Annotated in this window: 12 protein-coding genes; all 12 read right to left on the bottom strand. The window is 42.7% G+C overall.

Going from position 1 to position 25,539, the window contains the following annotated elements; genetic code table 11:
* Positions 1 to 133: 133 nt before the first annotated feature.
* Entirely contained in the window at positions 134 to 2,347 is a 2,214-nt protein-coding gene (locus tag ACTJKC_RS15580; RefSeq protein ID WP_440793298.1) for a GH92 family glycosyl hydrolase, read from the bottom strand.
* A gap of 108 nt (positions 2,348 to 2,455) precedes the next feature.
* Positions 2,456 to 3,523 (bottom strand): LacI family DNA-binding transcriptional regulator, encoded by a 1,068-nt coding sequence (locus ACTJKC_RS15575; RefSeq protein ID WP_440793296.1) that lies wholly within the window; start codon positions 3,521 to 3,523, stop codon positions 2,456 to 2,458.
* A gap of 1,066 nt (positions 3,524 to 4,589) precedes the next feature.
* A complete protein-coding gene (locus ACTJKC_RS15570; RefSeq protein ID WP_440793294.1) occupies positions 4,590 to 7,064 on the bottom strand; it encodes a glycoside hydrolase family 95 protein in 2,475 nt (824 codons plus the stop codon).
* Positions 7,065 to 7,344: 280 nt separating this feature from the next.
* Positions 7,345 to 10,974 (bottom strand): glycoside hydrolase family 2 protein, encoded by a 3,630-nt coding sequence (locus tag ACTJKC_RS15565; RefSeq protein WP_440793292.1) that lies wholly within the window; start codon positions 10,972 to 10,974, stop codon positions 7,345 to 7,347.
* A gap of 55 nt (positions 10,975 to 11,029) precedes the next feature.
* On the bottom strand, positions 11,030 to 12,283 hold the full coding sequence (locus ACTJKC_RS15560) for a glycoside hydrolase family 71/99-like protein (protein ID WP_440793290.1): 1,254 nt from the start codon (positions 12,281 to 12,283) through the stop codon (positions 11,030 to 11,032).
* Complete coding sequence (locus ACTJKC_RS15555; protein ID WP_440793288.1) at positions 12,283 to 14,553, bottom strand: GH92 family glycosyl hydrolase; 2,271 nt, start codon at positions 14,551 to 14,553, stop codon at positions 12,283 to 12,285. The genes ACTJKC_RS15560 and ACTJKC_RS15555 overlap by 1 nt, the downstream gene beginning before the upstream one ends.
* Before the next feature lie 41 nt (positions 14,554 to 14,594).
* A complete protein-coding gene (locus ACTJKC_RS15550; RefSeq protein WP_440793286.1) occupies positions 14,595 to 15,875 on the bottom strand; it encodes an MFS transporter in 1,281 nt (426 codons plus the stop codon).
* 17 nt (positions 15,876 to 15,892) lie between these two features.
* Positions 15,893 to 18,109, bottom strand: coding sequence for a DUF7133 domain-containing protein (locus ACTJKC_RS15545; protein ID WP_440793284.1), 2,217 nt, complete (start codon positions 18,107 to 18,109; stop codon positions 15,893 to 15,895).
* An 18-nt stretch (positions 18,110 to 18,127) separates the two neighbouring features.
* Entirely contained in the window at positions 18,128 to 18,865 is a 738-nt protein-coding gene (locus tag ACTJKC_RS15540; RefSeq protein ID WP_440793282.1) for a ThuA domain-containing protein, read from the bottom strand.
* 330 nt (positions 18,866 to 19,195) lie between these two features.
* Entirely contained in the window at positions 19,196 to 21,742 is a 2,547-nt protein-coding gene (locus tag ACTJKC_RS15535; RefSeq protein WP_440793280.1) for a galactose oxidase, read from the bottom strand.
* Positions 21,743 to 21,829: 87 nt separating this feature from the next.
* A complete protein-coding gene (locus ACTJKC_RS15530) occupies positions 21,830 to 23,107 on the bottom strand; it encodes a glycoside hydrolase family 71/99-like protein (protein ID WP_440793278.1) in 1,278 nt (425 codons plus the stop codon).
* Positions 23,108 to 23,119: 12 nt separating this feature from the next.
* Entirely contained in the window at positions 23,120 to 25,492 is a 2,373-nt protein-coding gene (locus tag ACTJKC_RS15525) for a glycoside hydrolase family 3 N-terminal domain-containing protein (protein ID WP_440793276.1), read from the bottom strand.
* Between the last annotated feature and the right edge of the window lie 47 nt (positions 25,493 to 25,539).

The raw sequence follows: 25,539 nt of genomic DNA, 5'->3' as shown, positions 1-25,539 counted from the left end.
AATGAGCAGGAAAAATTCTGTACAGAAGAAAGAAGATTAGACAGGTAAACCGATCGGTTTACCTGTATTTTCAATAGCTGAGGAAATTACTATTGGTATCGTGTTTTTTGCGATCCACCACTGTGTTATTTATTTAAGGCCGGTTAGGTGCATGAACACCAAAACTATAATTTGGCTTGGCACCCATGGTCATTTTCATTACTCCGCCGCTTACAATATCATGATGTTCGATAAAGGTTTTACTATAAGGTTTTCCATTCAGCGTAATGCTTTGAACGTAAATATTTTTTGGACCGTTATTTACTGCGGTTACGGTAAAACTTTTCCCCTGCGGAAGTTTAATGGTTGCGGCATCAAATTTCGGACTACCAATTACGTATTGCCCTGAGGCAGGAAATACCGGATAAAAACCCAGCGAAGAAAAAATGTACCAGGCTGACATTTGCCCACAATCTTCATTACCGATAATGCCATCCGGACGGTCGTGGTAAAATTCATCCATAATGTACCGCACTTTTTCGGCTGTTTTCCATTGCTGCCCCACATAATTATACAGGTAAGCAATATGGTGACTTGGCTCATTCCCATGGGCATACTGACCGATATTTCCGGTAAGATCGACCAAATCTCCTGCAGCCGGAATGGTAAAAAATTCATCCAGCCTTTTCGTAAATGTTTTTTCGCCACCCAGCATTTCAATCAGTCCTTTTACATCCTGGGGTACCAGCCATAAATACTGCCAGGCATTACCTTCGGCATAATCGGTGGCGTAAGGTTTGGTTGATTTTAGGGGATCAAAAACAGGATTCCAGCTGCCATCTTTCATTTTACCACGCGGAAACCCAACGGTTTTATCATAATACAACTGGTAATTTTTCGCACGTTTTTCAAAATACTGGTAATCGGCATCTTTGCCCATGGCCTTTGCCATTAAGGCGATGCTCCCGTCAGCAACGGCATCTTCCAAACCATTGGCAACGGGCCTGTTGACGCCAATATCAGAAGGAATGGCTTTAAAATCACGTACATAATTTAATCCGCGGAGATCCGACATCGCCGTTTTTTTCATGGCAGCGAAGGCCCGCTCGGCATCAAAACCTCGGAAACCTTTTAAATAAGCCTCGGCAATAATCTGCTGACTGCTTATTCCAACCATGGTTCCGGTATCGTAACCGTTTAAATGCCATATAGGTAAATAACCCTGTTCATCATAAATGGCGAGCATGGTATTTACAAAATCGCTTATTTTATCAGGATTGAGGATAGTGAAAAGGGGATGTTCGGCACGGTAAGTATCCCAGGTAGAAAACACCGAATAATTCTGGAAAGCAGGTTTTTGATGTACTTTATTATCCGCACCCTGATAATCACCATTATGATCGTTAAACAGGGATGGATGCATCATCGCGTGGTACAGAGCGGTGTAAAACACCCTTTTATCAGTCTTGCTTTCGGTTTTAATTTCGATTTTAGAAAGCGCTTTGTTCCATTTATCATCTGCTGATTTAATTACAGCGTCCATGTTCCAATCCGGAATCTCTGCGGCGATATTAGCCAGTGCATTTTCACTGCTTACGGGCGAAATGCCTACTTTAAACTGAATGGTGCCGGGCGAAGTACCTAAACTGATCAATCCCTTAATTGCTTTCCCCTGCCCTTTTTTGGCATTGAGCGATTTTGACTCTTCATACACATTAAAGGCATCAATGGCTTTCCCGAAACGGATGGCGAAAAATACCTGCTGCTCTTTGGCCCAGCCTGATGAAAAACGATAACCTTTCAGGGTATAAGCATCAACCTGCTCAATATAGGTATCGGTAGCCTTATCGTTGAGGCCTTCTTTTAGGTCGATAATAATCTGGGCTGGTTTGCCAGACGGGAATTTGTAACGGTGAAATCCCACCCTTTCAGTTGCGGTAAGTGCTACATCGATATTGTAATCATCTAGTTTTACAGCATAATAACCTGGACGGACTTTTTCATTTTTATGCGAATACACTGAAGAATAACCGCTCTTATGGTTTTCTTCAGTGCCTTTATCAGTTTTGATGGCTCCTGTAAACGGCATAATCAGCACATCGCCAAGATCGCCGATTCCGGTACCACTTAACCGCAGATGCGAGAAACCGGTTAAAATGCTGTCGCCATAATTATAACCCGAACACCAGTCCCAGCCCTTGAAAATATTCATCGGACCAAGCTGCACCGCACCGAAAGGAACATTAGCACCTACAAAAACGTGTCCGTGACTACCTGAACCAATGTAGGAATCAACATAAGTGGTTTTGGACTGAGCGAAGGTGAGCGTACAGATCAGAGCGAAATAAAGGGTAAAAAGGTATTTCATATATATTGTTGAATTGTTTTATTGTTGGGATTGTGTGATTGTTTATAAAAAAGTGTCATCTCGACTAGAATGCAATGGAATGCCCGCCTGCTTCAGGCAGGGAGAGAACTATCTGGATAGATTTCTCGACTCCGCTCGAAATGACGGTCGCTCCATCTGCACTTTAACCGCACTGGATTCCCTTATATTTAGTACACAGGGAATATTGATGGTAGAAAACATACCTTCATCGTTCTTTTGTGCGAATTTTGCCAGAAGCAGTTTCATAATGTGCTGAGCAATTTTTTCCATGGGCTGCCGAATTGCCGTAATTGCGGGAGAAATAAACTCAAGCAGCTCAAAATCATCGAATGATACCAATGCGAGGTCGTCCCTAAATTTTCTATTTGGCGATTTCAGGGCGCGAAGACCTTCCATGGTGAGGTAATTGGCGGCAAATATTACGGCATCGATCTGGCGGTTTGCATGAAGAAAACTGGTAATGATATTTACTGTACTCCCGTTGCCTTCATATTTAATTTTCAGGATTGTTTCTGCCTTTCCATGATCAGAAACCGCATCGCGGTAGCCTTCCAAACGATCGGTCATTTGTTGTTCTCCTGTATCGGTAGTAATAAAAGCGCAATTGCGGTAGCCATTTTCAAAAAGGTGTTGAGTAGCTTTGTAAGTACTCGAAAAATTATCCACCAGCACATAATCGGCCGGGATTCCGGGCAGGTAACGATCGAAAAGCACTACGGGAACTTCAGAATCGACCAGTTTTTTAACTTCCTCTTCCATGCCCACAGCCGTGGCCACAATGTATCCATCAACACGCCTTTCGGTAAAAGCATCAACCAGTTCGGTAAATTTATTTTTTTCTTTTCCGGTACTGCTGAACAGGATTTTATAACCGTGTTGTGCGGCTATTTCTTCCAGAAAATTAGCAATGCCCGAAAAAAACGGATCTGAAATATGATCGACCAAAAAACCGATGGTATTCGATTTTCCCGTCCTCAATCCTTTGGCAAATGAATTCGGACGAAAGCCAACTTCGGCTACCAGATCGAGGATTTTAGCGGTTACTTCTTTGCTGATAAATTTTTCTTTCGCCTTTCCGTTAATTACAAACGAAACAGTGGTGGTAGAGAGGTTTAGCCTTTGGGCAATGTCTTTAATCGATATTTTTTTCGTCATGGAGATTTAGATCTGTAAGCGTGTGGCCAACGAAACAAATCCTGATAAAAATTAACGGGTTGATCTGGTTAGCAATGGCCAAAATATCCCTGTTCGATTAATAAAGCCTTAAAAAATGATTAAAAACGGATTTTATTTGAAAAACCAATAGGAAAAAAAATAGGCTTAGGGATTTTAATTGCCTGCGCATTAAGTAAAGGTTTTTTAACCACGGATGCACACAGATAAACACGGATTTTTATTTGTGTGCGTCCTTTTTATCTGTGGTTAAATTATATCTATCCAAGGGTATTGGCTTAACTTTTACTGGTCTTAGCATCTTGCTAAGACTTTTGTTTTCGCTATGCGTTCCCGGGCGTGCAGACGGGAAGAGACCCATTTCAATAGATTTCTCGGCTTCGCTGCGCTCCGCTCGAAATGACGGCACGAGGGGCTTTACTACTAATAACGACTCCAGCTAGGCCTTGGCATCGTATCTCCGTTCTGCTTAAATCCGGCCTAATAAATTTTTTGGCAGGCACTGCACCAGCCGCCCCACTGGCTTTAAAAGAAAAATTTTCAGCCGGCGTTTTTTGGTTCTTTTTGACGCCAAAAAGAAGGAGCCCTTCGGCGGCGGCGAGCCGAGGCAAGGATGAGCTGTGAGGCATAATTGGATTTTTACTGGTCTTAGCGTTTCGCTAATACTTTTGTTTTCGCAATGCGTACCCAGGGGTGCAGACGGAAAGATATCCATTTCAATAGATTTCTCGGCTTCGCTGCGCTCCGCTCGAAATGACGGCACGAGGGGCTTTACTACTAACTACGACTTTACTGGTCTTAGCGTCTCGCTAAGACAATTGTTATTTGCTTCGCCTGCCCGGCCGTTCAAACGGGAAGAGATCCATCTCAATAGATTTAGCTCCGCTGAGCACTTTGTGGTTCTCGACTTCGCTGCGCTCCGCTCGAAATGACGGCGCGAGTGGCTTTACTACTAATAACGACTCCAGCTTTTTTTTTGCCACGGATGCACAGATAAACACAGATTTTTTTCCCGCAGATTTAAAAAAAATAAATTGCCTCTTATTTATTACTCAAAATAATACGTTTTTCCTGCTTCCGTTTTAACATCATACAAAACCGTTGCTTTTAAAGCTACAGGATTAAGTTTCGCGCTTGCTGCTATAATCGGTTTTTGCTGTTCCTCTACTTCAAATAAAGGGTTAGGATTTTTTCCTTTTGCCAATGCCGGCGTTGCCCCTTTTACATACCTTAAGGTGTTGGGCAGGCGTAATCTACAATTTCCGCCAAGCGCTGAATGAACGGTCAACTTAGTGATTTTGCCTTCTTTCCAGGTAATATCAAAGCTGAAACCACCCCGAGATACCAATCCGCTAACACTTCCGTTTTTCCAGGCATCAGGCAGGGCAGGTAAAACATAAATAAACCCATCCTGCGATTGGAGCAGCATTTCGGCCACGCCTGAGGTACAGCCAAAGTTACCATCGATCTGGAAAGGTGGATGCGCATCAAAAAGATTCGGGTAAGTGCCTCCATCCTGTCCGCTTTCGGCAACCGGTGCCGGACTAAGCTGATCGGTAATTAATTTATAGGCGTGGTTACCATCCAGCAAACGGGCCCAGAAATTTACCTTCCAGCCCATACTCCATCCCGTCGATTTATCGCCCCTGTTCAATAGCACAGTTTTAGCGGCATCAAAAAGCTCGGGGTTATGATAAGCCGAAACCTGGTTAGAAGGATATAAACCATAAAGGTGCGAAGCGTGGCGGTGTTTATCTCCAGGCCTGTCGAAATCCTGTAACCATTCCTGCAACTGACCAAAACGTCCGATCTGCATCGGCGGAAGTTTAGCCCTTAACGTTTTTAAGCTGTCGGCAAAAGAAACATCCTGTTTCAAAGCAGAAGAAGCTTTTATCACGTTACTGAATACATCAAAAACCAACTGATTATCCATGGTAGTGCCCGCAGCAAGTGCCACACCTTTCTGGTATTCGTTTTCGGGCGACATAGACGGAGATACAATCAGCCATTTATGTACAGGCTCTTCCTGCAGTACATCTTTGTAAAACATAGTCAGCTCCTTTAACACCGGGTACATTTCCTTCAAAAACTTTTTATCACCTGTGTACAGGTAATGTTGCCAGATATGCTGTGTTAGCCAGGCACCACCCATGGGCCACATGCCATAATAACCGCCGTCCGTTGGTCCGGTAATGCGCCATAAATCAGTATTGTGGTGCATATTCCAGCCACGGGCATGGTACATTTTCGATGCACTCTCCTTCCCTGTTATGAAAAGATCTTTAAGCATGCTGAACAAAGGCTGGTGCATTTCGGAAAGATTGGTTACTTCGGCCGGCCAGTAATTCATTTCCGTGTTGATGTTTACGGTGTATTTGCTGTCCCACGGCGGAGCGATTTTCGAATTCCACTTGCCCTGTAAGGTTGCAGGCTGATTTCCGGGCTGTGAACTACAAATCAACAGGTAACGGCCAAACTGGAAGTAAAGTGAAACCAGGGCCGGATCATCACCTGATTTAAACTTTTTGATGCGTTCATCGGTTGGGAGTTTTGCTTCATCAGTAAAACCAAGATCGAGTTTAACGCGGTCGAAATATTTTTTGTAAGCCTGGATGTGATCTGCTTTTAAGGCCTGGTAACTTTTGCCCATCGCCAATGAAAGAAAGTTTAAAGCTTTTTCGTTTTCATTAACATCTAAGGTTTTATAATTCTTAAAGTTGGTCGCGATTGAAACGAAGATGGTTGCGGCATCAGCATTTTTAATCGTTAAACTGTCTTTTTCTGTTTTTAAGGTACCGCCTTCGGTTTTGGTTTTAACAAGGGTGGTGTATTTAACTGAACCTTTTTTTCCTTCCAGATCGCCCGTGATCCCGCTTAATTTAAGCGTATTATTTTCGGTAATGACTTTGTAATTTGGCATCGGACTGTTCATGCCCAGGCTAAAACTGATGCTTTTAGGTTTATTTGCGGTAATCCTGATGATCAGCACCTGATCTTTAAGTGAGGTAAAGGTTTCGCGTTTATAGCTTACACCGTCTTTGGTATAAGTTACAGTAGCAATGGCATTGCTGATATCGAGATCGCGGTAATATTGACTAACAGGTGCTGTATTTCCGGAATGGATAAAAAGACTTCCGGCAAGCTGGTATTGCATCCCATGGTTGTAACCTTCGCCACTGGCCCTTTTAAAAGTATTGTTTGCCAGCTGCTGGGCATCATTGTATTTTTGATCGGCCAGTAATTTACGCATGTCGCTAATATTGTCATATACATCTGGCAACACATTATTGCCGGGTCCGCCAGACCATATCGTTTCTTCGTTCAGCTGGATTTCTTCTTTATCAGGATTACCATAAACCATCGCCGCAAGTCTTCCGTTGCCCAGGGGTAAAGCCTCATTCCAGTTGCTGGCCGGCTTATCGTACCAGAGTTTCATGGTATTGGGTTTTACTTTTTGAGCATTGCCAATCAGAGAGCAAAAGAGCAGTGTGGTGCTAAGGAGGCTGATTTTAGTCAGTAACATGTTATGCTGGTTAGGGAGATTTTTAATTTATTGGTATTGGTGGTAAGATAAGATTTATTGTTTTGTTTTATGCAGGCACGTCATTTCTATTGATTCGTCATCTCGACTGAAGCAAAGCGGAATGGAGAGATCTATCGAGACAGATCTCTCCGCTACGTTGCACTTCGGTCGAGATGACGGAATGTGGGAAGCAATCTTTTTTGCAGGAAAGATTGCTTCGTCTTACCTCCTCGCAATGACGATTTTTTTGCTTGCGTCTTTTCACTTTGGTCTTTTAGCTTTAGTCTTTCACCTTAATCAACTCCTCCACCATATTTACAAAAAGCTTTGCGGCAATCGGGTCGGTATTTCCTTTAGTAAGCAACATTTCAGAAAGTATTGCGGTTCCTTTATCGGTTACCTTTACAACCGGAAATCCCCTGATGGCATCTAAAGTTTTGGTACGCTGGTCTATATTTCCTTCGAGATAACCATGCACCTTGGTAAATGCGGCGAGGGCTTCAACACCTGTGCCTCGGTTAATGTGGTAGGCACCCGAACTTACCGTTGGGTTCTGCCTTTCGTTATTGTTGAAATAGCGCAATTCCATTGGTTCAATTCCTTTAAAAACAGTTGATTCCGGGATTTCCATCGAAACGATTTCACCCTGTTCTTTTAATATACTTCTAATCTGTTCGGGAAATATCACTGAAGCCAGACTTCCACTGTTTAACATTAATAGTTTACCGCCATTTTTTACAAAGTTTTGGACAGCATAAGCTGTTGTAGTTGAGGTATTTACCGAATCCAATCCGCTTAATATCAATACATTTGGTTTTTGTTTTATTGCGGCATCAACATCAGCAGCAATAGTCACTTTTAAACCTGAATTTGCAGCGAGCTGAGCAATTTTACCGCTTTTATCAAGCAAAACAACCTTAGAATCGCTAACTCCAACAGCTTTAATATAATTTTTATCGGCAATGGTTATTTCGTAATCATTTGCAGAGATTATTTTCCCGTTTTCGATAAGTTTGACCACCAGTTTAGCATCCGTTTTTGTCAAAGAAAGGTTTTCAGGAAGGTTGATTTTTGGTGCAATCCATTTGCGTCCATAATAATCAACAGGAGGCATCGTTTCTTTGCCTTCTTTTAATACTTTTCCATTTTTATCTTCGATAGTCCATTGGATCGTACTTTGCGAAATGGCTTTTCCGTCTTCACTATCATTCACCACATAAAAACGGACAGGCAAGGTTGCCCCGGCATAAAAATGCCTTCCCCATAATTCTGCAGATACCAAAACGGGTTGCAAAGCTTTTTTCATCTGGTAATAAGTGTGCTCTGGTTTAATCAGTTTGGCATCTTCAATATTGCTGAACCAGGTTAATGCCGCAAAATGCAAAATACCCGCAGCTTTATCATTGGTACGCCTTACTGCCTCAGCCGATTCTCGGGTGATAAATGACTGTGCTTCTAAAAAATATTTCGGATCGGCATATTCGTAAGCATAGTTCCCCACCAATGAGGAAGGATTTTGATGTACATAAGTATAAAAACGCGTCGGGTGCCCGGTTTCGGAAGGGTAACCTGTAGAAAACTCCTGACTAATCAACGGTCTGCCCGGGTTTTTGAAACGCTGCTGCCATTCACCATTAAATTCGGAAAAGATGGAGCCATGATACCAGTTGAGGTACCAATGCTGATCGTCGATATCGCCATCATCAATGGTAGTATAAAAGTCCTTTCCAAATTTTTTCTCCTTGCGGATATAATTGGAATCAAAACTGATGGGCCTGGTGGGGTCGATTTCCCTCATTTTTTTCACCACATCCGAAATGATCTTCATTTTTAGTTTCGCCCTTTCCATATCAGGATCGTTATCATAAAATTTCATCTCGTTATTTACCGTCCAGAATAAAAGTGAAGGATGGTTGCGGTATTTTTTAATCAGGTCGAAAAACTCGTTCTTCCAAAAGTCGATTAGTTTAGTATCTGGCATACTGCTGTTGATCATCAGCCATGGCCAGCCACCTTCGTAACTCACCCCTACACCCTGATGATCGGAAGCATTCATCCAAACTTCGCTATAAGGTGCAGTATGGGTGCGGGTAACGGCAATATTGCCATCGTGCATCAGTTTAGAAAATGCATTGGCCAATAAAGTATCGTTTGGTGCCAGCGACATTGGCGTATGGTTTCCTCCGCGCAGCCAGTAGGGCTTATCGTTCAGGTAGAAATAATCGCCTTTTGCGGTGAACGTCCTGAAGCCCGATTCTATCGTTAAACGATCAGTTTCCTGTTTGCCTTTACTCAAGATGAAGCTAAAATTATAAAGATTGGGTTTGGCCGGCGACCATAATTTAGGTTTTAACCCACTGATGCTGTATTTGAAAACCTTTTCTTCACCAGCATTCAAATGTTGATCTTTTAAAGCTTCACCAGCGAATAATGCGCGTAGATCTTGATTATCAACTATTGATGTAGCCAGATTGAATGCACTGTTTTTAGCAGTAGTGTTTTTTACAGTAAGCTCGATATCTGCACCGGTTAAATTCGGTTTAATAAATACATCAGTAATCTTTAATGGATCGGAAATCACCAGCGATACGGGTTGCCAGATGCCCGCAGGATCATCGTTATAGAAACCATGGGCCAAATCTTTAATCATTTTATTGGTAATGGGCACGGTTACGGCCACATCGGTTACTTTATCGGCATCTTTAATGTCCTTTACAAAATCTCTCGAAACTTTAACCACAATCAGATTGCGGCCTGGTTTCAACAAGCCAGTTCCATCAACTTTAAAAGCACCGAACATGCCGATGTGTGGCTCACTGGCTTTTTTGCCATTGATAAAAACTTCTCCTACTTTTGATACCGCATCGAAATTAATTTCGAGGTTTTTGCCTGCAACTTCGGCCGGGAGTTCGAGCCATTGGCGATAATAACCTACATCTGTTTTTTTATAATCAAAAGTATAGGCTTCGCAGCGTTCAATTTCTTTCTGGTAATGGTTATCGGCAACACCTTTGCTTGCAGTATTGTACTTTTCGCCATGCAACCACTCCCGGTTCGGATTCCAGAACTGTGGAACGGTCATTACATGCCAGTTTTCATCGCTACTTTCGGGTGAAATGGCCTTTTGGGGATCGCTGATTTCATATCCGGGTACAAATAACCATTTTCCGGTGAGCGAGAGACTGGTCCTGCCGTTTGGCAGTGTACCTACCTTTACCGGTTTGTAAGCAGCGCGCTCCTGCACTCTTTTTTGTACTTTATTTACCAAGGGAGTAGCATATTCCAGCACTTTATCATCTTTAAAAGCATCAGCCGCTAATGGTTTGATCGATAAATCATCAAATTCGTTTGCCAGCCAGCTTCCGCCAAGGATTACTTTTCCTTTTGGCGAAAACTTTGAATATGGATCTTTCACATCAATAAGCGGAAGGATTTTATCCTCCAGAAAAACCCTGATCCTGTTGCCTACCACCTGGATGCGGAAATTATACCACTTTCCGGGAACAAGCTTAAAATCAAGGTGGCGCAGCGCCAAATGATCGTCGGTTCCCATGTAACCCAATCTGGCCAGGTATAAATCGTTCTGGATACCACCCCTCAAACCAATGATGTATTTATCGTTTCGTGATGAAGCCCTGAAACCGGCCCATATCTGCACCTGTTTTTCACTTTCTGGCGTTCTGGCTTTAAAACTGACTTCGTAATCGCTGGCTTCCAAATCTCCAAAAGCAACATCAATAGCTTTCGTTTTTAAAACACCCTGTTCTATTTTGACTGTTCCACGCCCGGTAGCTTCGAGCTTTTGTACGCTATCAAAGTGTTCGTTTATACTTTTTTGGGCAAATAGCGAAAAGAAGGGAAACAGGCTGAATAATATTGATAAAGAAAGGTTTAGTCGTTTTTTAAGCATTATAATTTGTCCTTTTAATGGTTCTTCACACAGTAAGCCCCGGCTGTAAGTGTTCTTATTTGGGTAATGGAATATTATTTTGGAATGGAATTTCTTTTTTGAGCATTTTCGATGCAAAACCAGCCAGATAGAGGTAATAATCGTTTGGTATGCCTTCTTCGAATTTCACAAAACGGTTCTCTCCAACCGGTGGATTTTTGGAAGCCTTAAAAATGGCAGTTCCTTCATCTACCTCATCAAACATGGCTACATAAATCATTTCTACACCGCTATTGATCGCACTCGAAAGCTGTTTCCAGAAAAATTGCCCCCTGTTTCTCGGGATCTGATCAAATGGAGAGCTGGGTTTCATGTTATGCCAGCTAAAGCCCGGATAAATTACCGGAACAAAATCCAGCCGATTGGCTTTGCACCAGGCCATATCTGCCTTGATCCGTTCCATCATTACCGGGATGTTTTCTTCTTTAAAACGCCCCACAAACCAGGGCTGGATAATGTCTGCTTTTTTGCATACTTCGAGCAGTCCGGGATCTGCAATGGCATCGCCTTTTAACTCGCGCCACTGTGTAGGTACGCCGAGTAATAAAGAACAACCGCCATAAACGGGATCGTGCTGAAGGAAATCCATAATTTTGGTGATGGTTTTTAGCGTATAACGCCTTTTATCGTTAAACCCGATCCCCCAAAGGGCAACCAATGGTTTTTGTTTATGGTATAAATAACTTTGTTTATTGCCACGGGTGGTGAGCCTTAAACTGTCTACCAGGTGTTTAAAATCATTGATCACCAGCTCTTCGTCGCCCTCCTGCATGCCCGAAAAATCGTACATCAGCGATATAGCACGTTTGTGTTTTCCGGCCGCATCGAGCGCAGAACGAAGTACTTTGTTATTGTGCGCCAAACTCTTCACATTTTTAAGGTTGGAGACAAAACGCTGTACAAATACCCCATCAATACCGTACTGCTCCATCCATTTAAAATGCAGCTGAACGGTCGATTCGTCGTAAGAACTGAAAAGGTAGGCCGGACTTCCGTCTTCATGCTGAAAAGCGGTTTTATAGGTCTTCTTATATTCAGAAACATCTGGCCATACATCGATTTTAATACTGCCGGGGGCAAAACCTTTGGCTCCGGCATAATGGTTCCACCCACGTCCGCCACCATCTCCCAGCGCATTAAACCAGCCCTGGTAACCGGCCATTACCAAACCTTTATAACTTTTAAACGCACTGGTAGCGCTATGTTTAAGCTGTGCATTTGCCGTACAAGCAAAGCATAACATGATTAATAATATCGTATTCCTTTTCATTATTTGCCTGGGCTTATAGTTCCATGTCCCCAATTTTTATTCGGTATTGGCCCCATTTCGAGTTCTAAAGTAGCACCGCCAACCAGTTGCTCATGGGTAAACCATGGTGTATTTAATTCTTTTCCGTTCAATTTGGCACTTTGTATGTATTTGTTTACTACCGAACTGTTACTGGCAATTACACGGAAGGTTTTTCCATTGGGTAAGGCTATGCTCACTTTTTCAAAAACAGGACTTCCAATCGTATAGGTTGGAATACCTGGAGTTAGCGGATAAAAACCCATAGAAGAAAATACAGCAAAGGCCGTCATACCGCCACCATCTTCGTCGCCGGGAATACCAAAAACATTGTCTTTAAACCAGGTATCCAATAAAAAGCGTACCCTTCTTTGTGTTTTCCATGGTGAAGCAGTAAAATTATACAAATATGGAATATGGAAGCTTGGTTCGTTACCCATCGAATATTGACCTACGAGACCGGTAGCATCAGGAAATTTAGCATTAAATTCATATTTACTCCTGTCAAGTGGTTCCCTGAAAAGCTGATCGAGCTTATCTTCGAAGTTTTTGCTTCCGCCGAATAAACCAATCAAACCTTTCACATCATGCTGTACCTGCCAAACGTAGGTCCAGCCGTTGTTTTCGTCGTAATAATCACGACCGCCCATTCCGCCATCAAATTTAGGGTCTATATTAATCCAGTTACCTTTGTTATCCTTCGGCATAAATAATTGCTTTTTAGGATCCCATAAATTTCGGTAGTTCTGTCCGCGGGCATTGAATTTTTTATAATCGGCTGTTTTGCCTAAATCGTTGGCCAGCTCGCCCAAAGCCCAATCGTCGTAACTATGTCCGAGGGTAATGGCTACCGCCTGGCGTTTTTCAAAATTATGCACTTCTGCAACAGTTTCCTTTTCGCCAGGATGTAAAGCAGGAAAATAACCTTTCTGGTAATATACTTCTTCCAGTTCGGTTTTAGGGCCATTTTTCCAGGGTAACATGGTGGCTTCGGTTGCATTTTTATACATGCCTTTATAAGCCTCGGCCATGTCGAAATTTTTCAGTCCTTTGCGATGGGCATCCAGAAAACTTACAGTAGAATGAAAACCGTTCATGCACACGTGATCGCCAAAAAGTACCGGAAATGTTGGCATCCAGCCGCTTTGGCTGTACATGTTTACATAAGAATTAAGCATATCTTCTTCCTGTGCGGGGTTTAAGATTACGCGGAGCGGATGATGTGCCAGATAGGTATCCCATGCCCAGTCATCAACAAAGAAAGGACGGCTGGTTTGGTGGATTTTGTTATCGTAACCACTAAAATACTGGCCATCTTCGGTAATATCCACCATGCGCTCGTAGGTACGGTAAAGTGCGGTATAAAACGAACGTTTTTGGGCTTCTGTCCCTCCGGCCGTCTGGATCTGGTTGATTACTTTCGACCAGGCATTTTCACCCTGCGTTTTAATACTTTCGAAACTCTGTCCTGCAAATTCTGCATCATAGTTCTTTTTAGCCTGAGCAGCACTGATGTAAGAAATGGCATATTTGAAACTGATGTTTTTTGCCTTGCTCTGGTCAAAACTGATCCACGCTTTTACACTTTTACCATCAATGGCACGCTCATTTACCACCTGACCGCCTTTAACCACACCAAAACTTGCACCGGCATCAAAAACACCATATAAATATACCTTAACATTGCCATGATAGGTTTCCAGGCCGGTTATTTCGGTATCGGAAATGAATTTATAAGCCGATTCACCGGGGTTGTACGTGCCCAGCAACAGCGATTTCTGTGCATTTGCAGGAAATACAAAACGGTAATAACCGGTCTTTTTTCCGGGTACAAATTCTACGTTTACTTCATCATCAAGCAGAAAGGTACTGTAATACCAGGGCCGGGTTACTTCAAGGTCATAATCGTAGGTAAGCTGATTTTTCCAGTTTGCCAGCTCAATCTTTTTTACAGATGGTTTGATGGAAAATACCTCGCCCAAACGGTGGGAAACAATATTTAGGGGGAAGCTTGAAATCTGATCGTCCATATAATCGCTACGTTGCGGAAACATGCGGATCATCTGGTTGGGCAATTGCACGGTTGGCCGGGTAGGCTGCAAAAGCTGACCCACATTACCAATACGGGGATCAATATATCTGAGGTTTCCGGCACCATCATTATTTTTTTCCTGGGCTTGGGCAACAAAGGCATTAAGAGAGAGCAATACAATATTGGAAAGGGCGATACAGGATCTGAATAGGTTCTTCATTTATGGGTTAAAGGTTATCGTAAATTGGTATAGAAGCTTGTTTAAATAGCATGTAAAGATTTTGCTGCCCGTATTTTTCTGGAGCGCATATAAAGCAATAATCCGGTGAAAGCCAGTACCAGTATCAACGGGATTACCAGTGTGGTCTGCAAAATTTCAGGTCCGGCCATGTTTTTGGCCTCGTTGAGGTCCTGAGCCAGTAGTGAACCTTCTGATGCTTTTGAATACACTTTGAGATCGGCACCCGCCGGAAGGTGTTTCACGATCAGTTTATCGTAAAAACTGCCCATAAATACGGTATAAATGGATACCGCGAACATGCCTGCCCCACCCATTAAATTGAGGCCTAATGCTCCTGAACCCGGGATATTTTCGGCCACAAAACCGATCATAGTAGGCCAGAAATAACATACACCAATCCCAAATACAATGGCGGCCAGGAAAATTGAACTTCCTGTAAGCGTACTCAACATGTATAATCCGCTGGCAGCAAATATGGCCGATAACAGCAAAACACCCTGCGGAGCCAGTTTATGTACTACAGGTTCGGCAAATGCACGGCCGATAACCATAATACCCGTGGTAAGGGTAAGCAAGAGCAAAGCATTGTCGGTTACATTTTTCAATAACAGGCCAATCCATTGTCCGGTAAAAAGTTCGGTAATGGCTGTGCCAAACATACAGATGAACATAAAAATAAAAAGCGGCGATAATACCGCACGGTACATATCGGAGGTACTGTAACCAGAGGTAACGCGTTCGGTTTTAGGGAAATCGAGTTTGGAAAAAAGGAAACCATAAACCAGTGTAGGGATCAACATGGCTGCTACCTGCCATTGCCAGCTCAAACTAACTTTTACAAAAAGTGTTACTACGAGTGTACCGATTACAATGCCACCGGGGAACCATAAATGAAAGTGGTTTAATTTTGTGGTTTTGTTTTCGGGAAATAAAGTGGCCATCAAAGGGTTACAGGCCGCCTCTACTGTTCCGTTTGCAATGCCGATAAGCAAGGTAGAAAGGAACAGGCTCCAATACCCCTGTGCAAAAATGGTTAAAGCTATGCCTGCCAGGTGAAATACAAAAGCGGCAACCAGCAGGCGTTTCATACCCACAGCATCTACAATGAAACCGCCAATGATAATGGCCAGCGGGAACCCCCAGAAAGCCGTAGCGGTAATAGTACCCAATTGTGTGGCATTAAGCTGAAACTCGTTGGCAAGCTGGCCCATCATGCCCGCCCTGATCCCGAAAGAAAGCGAGGTGACAAGCAGGGCCATGCAGCTTGCCCAAAATAATTTGTTGGTTTGAATGTTTGGCATAGTGTTTTTTATAGGTTTTATTTAGATGATTCGAGTTCGGTAATTGTCCAAGGTTTGGTGCGTGAGGCATGTAAATCACGCACTTTTTTTACATCAGCAGGTTTGATGGTACTGGCTTTATTGCCTAAATCGTTACGGATGTAGCTCAAAACCGAAGCAATATAATCGTCGGTATTAAAACCCAAAGCGGGCATAACATCTGGATAGGTTTTAGCATTGATTGGCCCTGAAAGTCCGTGAAGCAAAATTTTGATCAGTTTCTGCGGATCGCCGGTTACATCTTTTGATGAGGCAAGCGGTGGCGCGGGCATATCTTTTCCTCCGATGGAAACACCTTTTCCGTCAGCACCATGACAGGTGGCACAAAGCTGTTTGAAAATCAATCCGCCCTCGGTTACCAGTTTACGGTCGGCCTCTGCCATTAACTTGGCATTCCGCTCTGAAGCGGCTTTGGCATCAATGGCCGACTGGTATTTCTTTTGCGATTCTACCAGAACCGGAACATTGTTATTCTGCGCCAGCACATCGGCCAATAAGGCTTTCGATTGATCGGCTTTTGCATAACGCAGGCTCAGTGCAAGCTGAAAACGTACATCTTCGCTCGGATCATTTTTAAGTGTGGCAAGCGTAGTTAATAAACTGGTGTTGCCTTCCCTCAATTTATCATCGCAGATCCAAACTGCAGTTTTTCTCACCGAAGCATCTTTATCCTTTAAACCCTGGTTTAAGGTTGGCTCATCGAGAGATTTTAAGCCATTAAGTGTCCAAAGTGCATGGATACGGGCAAGCGGATTAGCAGAAGTAGTGGCCATGGTTTTTAAGGCCGGAACAACCGATTTATCGCCACGTACCACCAATATTTTCTGTGCATTATCTCTCCACCAGCCATTTGGATGCTCGAGATAAGCCACCAGTTCGCTACTGGGTTGGTTTAACATCTGCGGACGTTTTTTATCGGGTTTGATCCCATCGTAAACCACCCGGTAAATGCGGCCTCGGCCGATATTTTTGTCCAATCCACGTGGCACGATTTTGCTTCTTAAAAAACTTCCAGGTTTTGTCCAGTTTCCTTCCTGGATGATTCCGCGGTACATATCTACAATGTAAAGGCTTCCATCGGGGCCGGTTACACTGTTAACCGGACGGAAATTCATATCGGTAGAAGCAATAAATTCTTCTTTGTTATATGCATTGGTCAGGGTAATTTTTCCGGCAGTATTGGTCACTTTTGCCCTGCGGATTAAACGGCCAACCGGCTCACAAATAAACAGATCGCCTCTGGCATCGTTCGGTAAAGCGGTTCCCCTGAAAACAGATTGCCCTGTACAGCCCGTAAAGTGGTTCAGGGTGCTATCCGGACGGAGGCGGTTCACTCCACCCTGCACATCCGGGGTAGAAATAATCGGCCAAACTGCCTGGAATTCATCGTTATACTGGTCTTTAAAATCAAGTCTGCCATAAGCCGGGTTCTGCTGAAAGTTTAAAGCAGGGGTTTCGGAACCGGCAGCTGAAAAGTACAAACGGCCATAATCATCGTGGGTAAGCCCCCATTGTCCGCTTGCGCCTTCTGGTAAAAATTCGCGTTTAATCTGTCCGTTTTCATAACTGTAGCGCGCATTTTCTACCGTAACATATATTTTATTATCGATGTTCCAGATTAAACCGCTTTTCTGGTGCTCAAGATTACCTGTATTAATGGCATCGTTATTAAATACCTGTTTTTTCTCATCGGCCACGCCATCCCCATTGGTATCGCGGTAGCTGTAAATGTTGTTAGAATTGGTTTCGTTCACCAGCAAACGATCATCAAGGGTTAAAATCATCCTCGGCAACACCAGATTATCGATAAAAATGACCGATTTATCCATTTTTCCGTCGCCATTCGTATCTTCCAGCCTTTTAACCGAACATACAGCCTTCATCTCCCCTGTACCGTCTACATCCTGCATATAGGTATTCATTTCGGCAACATACATCCTTCCGTTTCCGTCCCAGACAATGGCAACAGGCTCGTGTATCATCGGCTCACTGGCCACGAGTTCTAAATGATATCCCTTTTGCAGGTGAATCGTTTTCATACTTTCCTCCGGAGAAAGATAAGCGGGAGATGGATTGGTGTTAACGATGATTTTTCCATCGGCATCGCGTTTAAGGGCAGTTTGGGTAACTTTACAGGTATAAATGAAACTCGAAAGCGCCAGTATCCCTATTACAATTTTTTTGTTCTTTTTCATTTGTTGTTTGTGTTGTGGTTATTTTTTTCGGCCAAGGGCATATTTAATTCCTCCCAATAAATGCTGAAGAAATAATGGCTCGGTATAAGAAGCTTCGGTATGGCCCAGTTCAGTGTAAAAGGCCCTTCCGCCATCATAAGTATGGTACCAGGCCATGGGGTGGTTATCGCCCATTTTGGCTTTGCCTGCATCGTAACTTTTCTCGTTAATGGTAATGAGCACTTTCAGATCAGTAGCAACAGATTTAAAGTTGTACCATTCGTCCTTCCGTTTCCATAAGTTGGGGAGCATTTCTGTTGAAAGGTGATTTTTATCAATGACGTTCAGTTCAGCTTCCTGCTGGTTGGGGTGACCGGCAAAATAAGCCCCTACCAAATTGCCATACCAGGGCCACTGGTATTCGCAGTCAGTTGCAGCATGCACGCCCACAAAAGCACCACCATGATGGATATAATCTTCAAAAGCTTTTTGCTGTGTATCATTCAATACATCGCCAGTAGTACTCAGGAAAATTACGGCATTATACTTTTTGAGGTTAGAGGGATTAAAGTTGATTGCATTTGTTGTACTATCAACATCGAAATTATTTTCTGCACCTAGTTTTATAATGGCTTTTACACCATCGGCAATGGCATTGTGGTGAAAACCTGCCGTTTTACAGAAAATAAGCACTTTCTGCTTTTTGGCAGATAAACTGTTGCTGAAAAGCAAAACGGCGATTACAATCAGGCTGCTGATGTATTTAATCTTTTTCATAAAATAGGTTTAATCTGGTTAGTTTAACGGAAGGTGAAATTAGGCCCGCGGCTTAAAAAAAAATTAATAAACAATTAATTTAAAAAGCCTTTTTGTAACTATTCGGCGATTAAAATCACAAAAAACCTGATTACCAACTGAAAATCAATCAGTTAAAAACAGAGCGATAAAAACAGTAAAATAATTTAACAGCATTTTTTGTGAGCATAATTTTACCCCCCGGTTTAACTGATAGAATTGTTAATCTGCTGTTAATTGAGTAGAAAATGGGTAACAAAAATCAGAGATCATCTGCCCCGGAAATATTTGCTCTCTGGCGAGCCATATGTATTAATGCCCCGGGGTTGAAACCAGCACTTCTGAAAAGCTTTTCTGAAATTCATCTCCATAAAGGAGTTTATATTCTTTACAGAAGTTTTCGTAAGTATTTTTAGCTATAGAATGTTTCCCCAGGTGAACAAGTGCCTTACATTTAATTACCATTGCTTCTTCATTTACCGAATCAAAATAAAAGATATAACTGGAAAGTTCGATCAATAATTCAGGATCGCTTTCTATCCCAACCGAATGCGAAAAATGCAGGTAAGAATCGATGATTTCGTTCGATATTTCTGCCTTAAAACTGTCCATCCACTCGTAATTTACGGTAGGCAGGAATGGTCCGCGTTTAATAATGGTGGCAAGACGCCTGATTTTTTGATGATCGAGGTGCGATTTATCCTTAATAATATTTACATACTCCTGGTAATCGGTATAGGTAACTGCAGTATCGATATTGATGCGCCAGTAACCGGTTTCTTTCGAAATCTGGCAATTGCTGATCTTATCGAGGATACTTTTTAATTTAGCGATGTTAACCGAGCGGTTATTCCGGGCACTTTCGTTCGATTTATCAAACCACAGCAGTTCCTTAAGTTTATCTGAACTGATGCCGCGCTCCCACCTTATTGTGTACAGCAGAACCACGAGGAAAAGTTCCTTTATAAGTGGGGTAAACTGTTTGGTAATCTGCTGACCATCATCATCAAATACCTGTAAATCGCCAAAAAGAAAAATTGAACTTTTGTTTCCGGTTACTGTTTCTTCAATAAGGACAGTTTCTTTTACTTCTTCACCCGGATCAGCAAGTAATTGAACCTGAGCATGATACAATGGCTTGGTTGCTTTTTTATTTCTGAAGACAAAAAAGATGATTCCCATGGCAACCAGAAACAAACCGGAAAACCAGTACCAGAATGAAGAATGTTCTGCGAAAAGCTTATCAGGAGCATCTAATGGCGGCGAATTGAGCGCATAAATATTGACGTGCGTTTTATCGGTACTGTCGCGAAAAGTAGTAACTGCAATAAAGCGTTTTGAAGATCTGCTATAATAAAGGTCTGAATAGGAATTGATATCATGAAACCTGTACGGGATTTTACTGCCACTCAGTTTATATTCCGGTTTATCGAGCGAACCTACAATGAGCTGTAGTTTAGAATCATACCTGTGCCGCGGAAATATCAGGCCGTAAAATGTACGTTCCTTTTCGTTAATGATCAGTGAATTTGCAAAAACAAAATCTTCTCCCCCAACTTTAAGTTCATAGCGCTTTTTGATTGTTTTTTTATCCATATCAAAGTACAGCAAATCGTACAGGTTGCGCGGGTTAAGCATCTGCTTACCTGTTGTACTTCCATAGCCACCGATAATGTAGGCGCCATTTCCCGATTGCCCAAGCGCAGCCAGGTACCTCGGTGTAAAAACATCACCTTTAAACTGCTCCTGTTGCCAGGTACCGGTTGGAAAATGGTATTTATTGACCTGGTTTTTGTATATAAAGTGGCCATAGCCTGCAATCATATACAATGAAGAATCTTTTGGAGAATAAAACTTGTTAAAAAGCCAGTTGTCGGTAATAGGTGTTTTGGGGTTATAATCTTTAGACCATGTTCTGGATGCGGAATCGAAAACACTAACGGTCTTCTGATCGGCGTAAAAATTGAGCAAACGGTTATTGCTTTCGTCGTACAGCGAATAGTTTCCTCTTAAAAGGGTAAGTTTATTGGCAAAAGGCAACGATTTGAGTTTGGTATCGCTCACCGAGAAAGTTTTGAGCGAGTCTCTTTCCACAATATACACCTCATCTTTTTTGGTATTAAATGCGGTACTTGCAGGTCCTTTTACTACAAAACTCCCAAGCCTTTGCCAGTCGTAATGCATTTTTTTAATCCACAAGGCACGGTTTACACCGGCTTTGTTATCGCCAACAAGTTCTTTGGCCCTGTTGCCGTCATATTCATCAAGCGGCCAGTGGTATTTTAGCTCTCCATCTTCGGTAATCTTAATGTTGCGGATTTTCATCGGGGGATTATCTGAGGTTTTAAACTGCTGATATTCATTGGCCCCGAAAAGGATCTTAAAACAACTCCCTTTATTCAGATTTACCGTCGCTTTGCCAATATATTGACCACAAAACAGGGTTAATTGCGATTTTTGTGCATCAAACCTCAATTTTATCTGGTTCCAGTGATGATAAAGCGTAGAAGGAGGAATTTCGAAAGCAATTTTCGAAAATTTATTCCCGACAATTACCTTAAAATGATGCTTTTCTTTAAAATCATTATCATAAAGAAGGTCGATATTTTCAGAATCGTTAACAACCAGGCGTAAAATGTAACCGAAATAATCGTCTTTATTCGGCAGAAAATTTAAATCGAAACTCAGGTCAAAGCCATCCTCAAAACACAGGTTTTTGCCGGGACTTAAATCGAGTCCGGTCCGTTGGTCCTGAACCACTTCATGACTAAAGAAGCCAAGGCCATATGATTGAGAAAAGCTTTTGTTGCAGCAGAGCGAAAGGATGATTACTGCACTCCAGAGATATAATTTGGTCATGATTTATTAACATTACGAATATAGAATATATATCCCAATGTTGCCATAGTTGTATAAGGTTAAACGTATTGGTACATGGTTAATCTGTTAATTTCGTCTCGGCATTTTAATTGTAAGAGGTTTTTCGGCACGTAACATTTTTGCTGCCTCGCCGGTAAGCCATAAATAATGATCGGAAGGCATACCATCCATCCCAATAAATGATGTTTTCGTGCTTACCGGCGGTTTATCGGTGGCTTTAAAAATTGCGGTCGCTTCATTTACCTCATCAAACATGGCCACATACAGCATATCTGCACCACTAAGCAAAGCCGTAGCAATTTGCTGCCAGTAAAAACGCCCGCCTTGTCTGGGTATTGAGCCTACGGGTTTCACATCGTCCGGAAATTCATATTTACTTAAATTATGCCAGCTAAAACCGGGTGTAACGCAGGGCACATAATCAATATGGCGGGCACTGCACCATTTCATATCCTCAATCAGGTCATCCCGAAAGCGGTCCATATCGTTATGGAGCAGTGGTGTATAGCGCTGCACTGACCATGGTAAAACAATATCCGATCTGGCAATCAGCTCATGCAGGTACGGATCGTTGATGCAATCGCCTTTTAGTTCGCGCCAGGCATTGGGTACACCCAGCATCACTGCACAGCCTCCATAAACCGGATCGTTTTTTAAGAAATCGATCAGGCGCTCTATACCAATATTGCGGATATTATACGGCCGGTCCGGAAAACCGACGCCCCAGATGGCTACAACTGGTTTTCCGTTATGCTGTAAATAGGTATTGAGCCCATCCGGATTGGTCAGTTTTAATTCATCCACCAGGTATTTCCAGTCTTCTATAATGGCTGAGCAATCCTCATTTTTTGCCGATAGTCCGGATAGATCGTACATTACGGCAATGGCGCGTTTATATTTAGAAGCAGCCAGGGAAGCATTTTTTAAAATCGTTGCGCCATCGCCTTTTCTTTCATTTTCTCTGGCGTTGTTAAAAAAGCGCTGCATAAAAACACCATCTACACCATAGTCCTGCATCCATTTAAAGTGCAGGTCGATGCTGCTTTTATCATAGGAGCTGAAAAAACGGGCTTTCTCTCCGGAAGCCAGCGTAAAAGGAGTTTGATAGGTTTTGCTGTACTCCGTTACGTCAGGCCACATATCTATACCCGATTTATCTTCGTTTCCATAAGCATAATGTTTGGATGAAGAACCATCGCCTTCTGCCCTGAACCAGCCCTGGTAACCCGCCATAATGAGGTGTTTATAATTTGGATATGCTGTTTTTTTCTGATGCTTATATTGTGCCTGACAAAGAAAAGCACAGGAAATTATTAAAATAGCGGTGAAATAATACTTTTTCATGTAAATGGTGCTTTAAATTTTTATCCGGCTGCTTAAACGGTCATTTTCTGAGGATGAGCCAATAATAACCTTGAACCAGCCGGGTTCTACAACACGTTTCATGTTGATATCCAAAAGTGAAAGATCATGCGGATTGAGTATAAAACTGATGGCTTTTGATTCACCAATATCCAGGTGCACGCGTTCAAACCCTCTCAGGTTTTTACTGTAAGTGATGATAGAACTCACCTCATCCTGCACATACAGCTGAGGCACTTCATCGCCTGCCCTGCTACCTGTATTTTTGATTTTAAAGCTAATTTTTATCTTTTTTTCAGTTTGGTAGGCATTAACAATTTTAAGGTCGCTATACTGAAAATCGGTGTAACTGAGCCCATAACCAAAAGGATACAGAAAACCGCTCACATTTGCGTCTTCTTTACTATCTGCATCGGCTGAAGGTTTCATCGGAAAAGAAAGCGGAATCTGCCCAACTGATTTTGGGAAAGGTACGCTCAGTTTCCCCCCGGGATTATAATTGCCAAACACCACATCTGCAATTGCTTTTCCGGTATATTCGCCCAGGTACCAGGTTTCGATAATGGCCGGGATAATTTTATGGTCAAACCCAAAAGTAACAGGCCGTCCGCCTACTAAAAGTAATACCATCGGCTTTTTTAATGCTGCAATTCTTTTGAGCAGAAGCTCCTGCCTTCCGGGCAGTTTAAGCGTAAGCCTCGATTTAGTTTCGCCTATTGTATTTTCATTGTCGCCCAGTACAAGAAATATGGTTTCCGATTTTTTAGCCAGGTTTACCGCCTCTTCTATGGCGTCGTTTTCATCTTTGGTGAGATCGAAATCCTGTACATCGCTTTCGGGAAAATTTTTATCGATATGATCACATCCTTTTGCATAATTAATTTTGGTACCTGCGGGTAAAGCGGCTTTTAATCCATCAAATACGGTAATTACGCTGGCATGTGTTGGCCCATAGCGCGAAAGAAGGCTGTTGTGCTCTTTGGCATTTGGGCCAATTATGGCAACCGTACCTGTTTTTGCAGCATCGAGCGGTAATATTTTATTCTGATTTTCTAAAAGTACAATCCCCTCTCTTGCAGCTTGCAGCGCAAGTTTTTTAGCTTCATTATGGTGCACGGCACGGTCGGCCGCCTGTGTATCTTCTACATATGGATGGTCAAAAAGACCGATTTCGAATTTCACCCGGAGCACTTCTGCAACCCGCTGGTTTACAACACTCATAGCGATGGATCCATTTTTTATTCCTCTTCTAAGTCCTCTCAGGTAATCGGCCGGGTTTTTAAATTCAGTACGCACATTCAAACCCGCAGCAAGCGCCATACGGGCCGCATCGGCAGTATCTTTAGCTACATGATGTTTTGCAAAAAGATCTTCCAAAGCATGGCTGTCACTCGTTACATAACCTTTAAAACCAAACTGTTTGCGCAAAATATCCGTCAGGAAATAACGACTGGCAATAATTGGCTGTCCATCATAATCGTTGTAAGAGGCCATTACACCTTTTGCATGGGCTTCCTGAAAAGCAACCCTAAAAGGCTCAAGATAAAGGTTCCACATTTCCCTGGGCGCAACATGCGGATCAGTGCGCACACCACCATCTCTTCCACCCACCGGAATGCTGTAAACAGCAAAATGTTTTACGGTAGAAATGATTCCGTTTTCCTGTATGCCCAGGATATTCTGTTTACCCAGCTGCGAGACTAAAAAAGGATCGCAGCCATAGGTTTCCTCCATCCGGCCCCACCTGGGATCTGATGATACATCGAGTATGGGCGAATATACATTGGTATAGCCGAGTGCTTTTGCTTCGCGGGCGGTAACCTGCCCGATCTGCCTTACCAGCTGCCTGTTAAAGCTGCTGCCCTGGGCCAGCTGGGCAGGAAAATAGGTTGCTTTCATGTGGTTAAGCCCACGGATCCCCTCGGTGGTAAAATCAACAGGTATTCCCAGCCTGGTTTCTTCAATAAACCAGCGCTGTATCGTATTGATGGCCGATGCATGCGATGAATATGGAAATGCAAAAACGGTATCTTTTCTCAGCCCTGTTAATTGTTCATCTATATTGGCAATGCCATCTTTCCACACGCTATCTTTCCAGGATGGCGTTGGCTGTCTGTCTTTTAAAAAAGCTCCATAACCATACAAAGTGGTTAACTGACAGGTTTTTTCCTCCACGGTCATCCTTTTGAGAAGATCGGCAACCCTTTTCTCTATGGGTTGTGTTTTATCCTCATAAACATCCAGTTTTCCATTCTTGTTAAAATCTATCCATTTCCGGTTAGCTGGTTCAGGTTTCCTGCTAAATGCAAAAATGAAAACCGTTAAGAAAGGAACGAGAACAATCAGGGCCGTTTTTTTTATCTGCATAAGTGTTGCTGTTATAATTATAGGGTTATTGAAAGCTTTAAACGGGC

The organism is Pedobacter sp. 22226, assembly GCF_052045455.1.
In the GTDB taxonomy this organism is placed as follows: domain Bacteria; phylum Bacteroidota; class Bacteroidia; order Sphingobacteriales; family Sphingobacteriaceae; genus Pedobacter; species Pedobacter jeongneungensis.
The sequence above is the reverse complement of the archived record's forward strand: the minus strand, read 5'-3'. Positions and strand labels throughout refer to the sequence as shown.

Excerpts from the sequence above, each read along its gene's own strand:
- ACTJKC_RS15580 (WP_440793298.1), bottom strand. The coding sequence starts at position 2,347 with ATGAAATACCTTTTTACCCTTTATTTCGCTCTGATCTGTACGCTCACC.
- ACTJKC_RS15575 (WP_440793296.1), bottom strand. The coding sequence starts at position 3,523 with ATGACGAAAAAAATATCGATTAAAGACATTGCCCAAAGGCTAAACCTC.
- ACTJKC_RS15570 (WP_440793294.1), bottom strand. The coding sequence starts at position 7,064 with ATGTTACTGACTAAAATCAGCCTCCTTAGCACCACACTGCTCTTTTGC.
- ACTJKC_RS15565 (WP_440793292.1), bottom strand. The coding sequence starts at position 10,974 with ATGCTTAAAAAACGACTAAACCTTTCTTTATCAATATTATTCAGCCTG.
- ACTJKC_RS15560 (WP_440793290.1), bottom strand. The coding sequence starts at position 12,283 with ATGAAAAGGAATACGATATTATTAATCATGTTATGCTTTGCTTGTACG.
- ACTJKC_RS15555 (WP_440793288.1), bottom strand. The coding sequence starts at position 14,553 with ATGAAGAACCTATTCAGATCCTGTATCGCCCTTTCCAATATTGTATTG.
- ACTJKC_RS15550 (WP_440793286.1), bottom strand. The coding sequence starts at position 15,875 with ATGCCAAACATTCAAACCAACAAATTATTTTGGGCAAGCTGCATGGCC.
- ACTJKC_RS15545 (WP_440793284.1), bottom strand. The coding sequence starts at position 18,109 with ATGAAAAAGAACAAAAAAATTGTAATAGGGATACTGGCGCTTTCGAGT.
- ACTJKC_RS15540 (WP_440793282.1), bottom strand. The coding sequence starts at position 18,865 with ATGAAAAAGATTAAATACATCAGCAGCCTGATTGTAATCGCCGTTTTG.
- ACTJKC_RS15535 (WP_440793280.1), bottom strand. The coding sequence starts at position 21,742 with ATGACCAAATTATATCTCTGGAGTGCAGTAATCATCCTTTCGCTCTGC.
- ACTJKC_RS15530 (WP_440793278.1), bottom strand. The coding sequence starts at position 23,107 with ATGAAAAAGTATTATTTCACCGCTATTTTAATAATTTCCTGTGCTTTT.
- ACTJKC_RS15525 (WP_440793276.1), bottom strand. The coding sequence starts at position 25,492 with ATGCAGATAAAAAAAACGGCCCTGATTGTTCTCGTTCCTTTCTTAACG.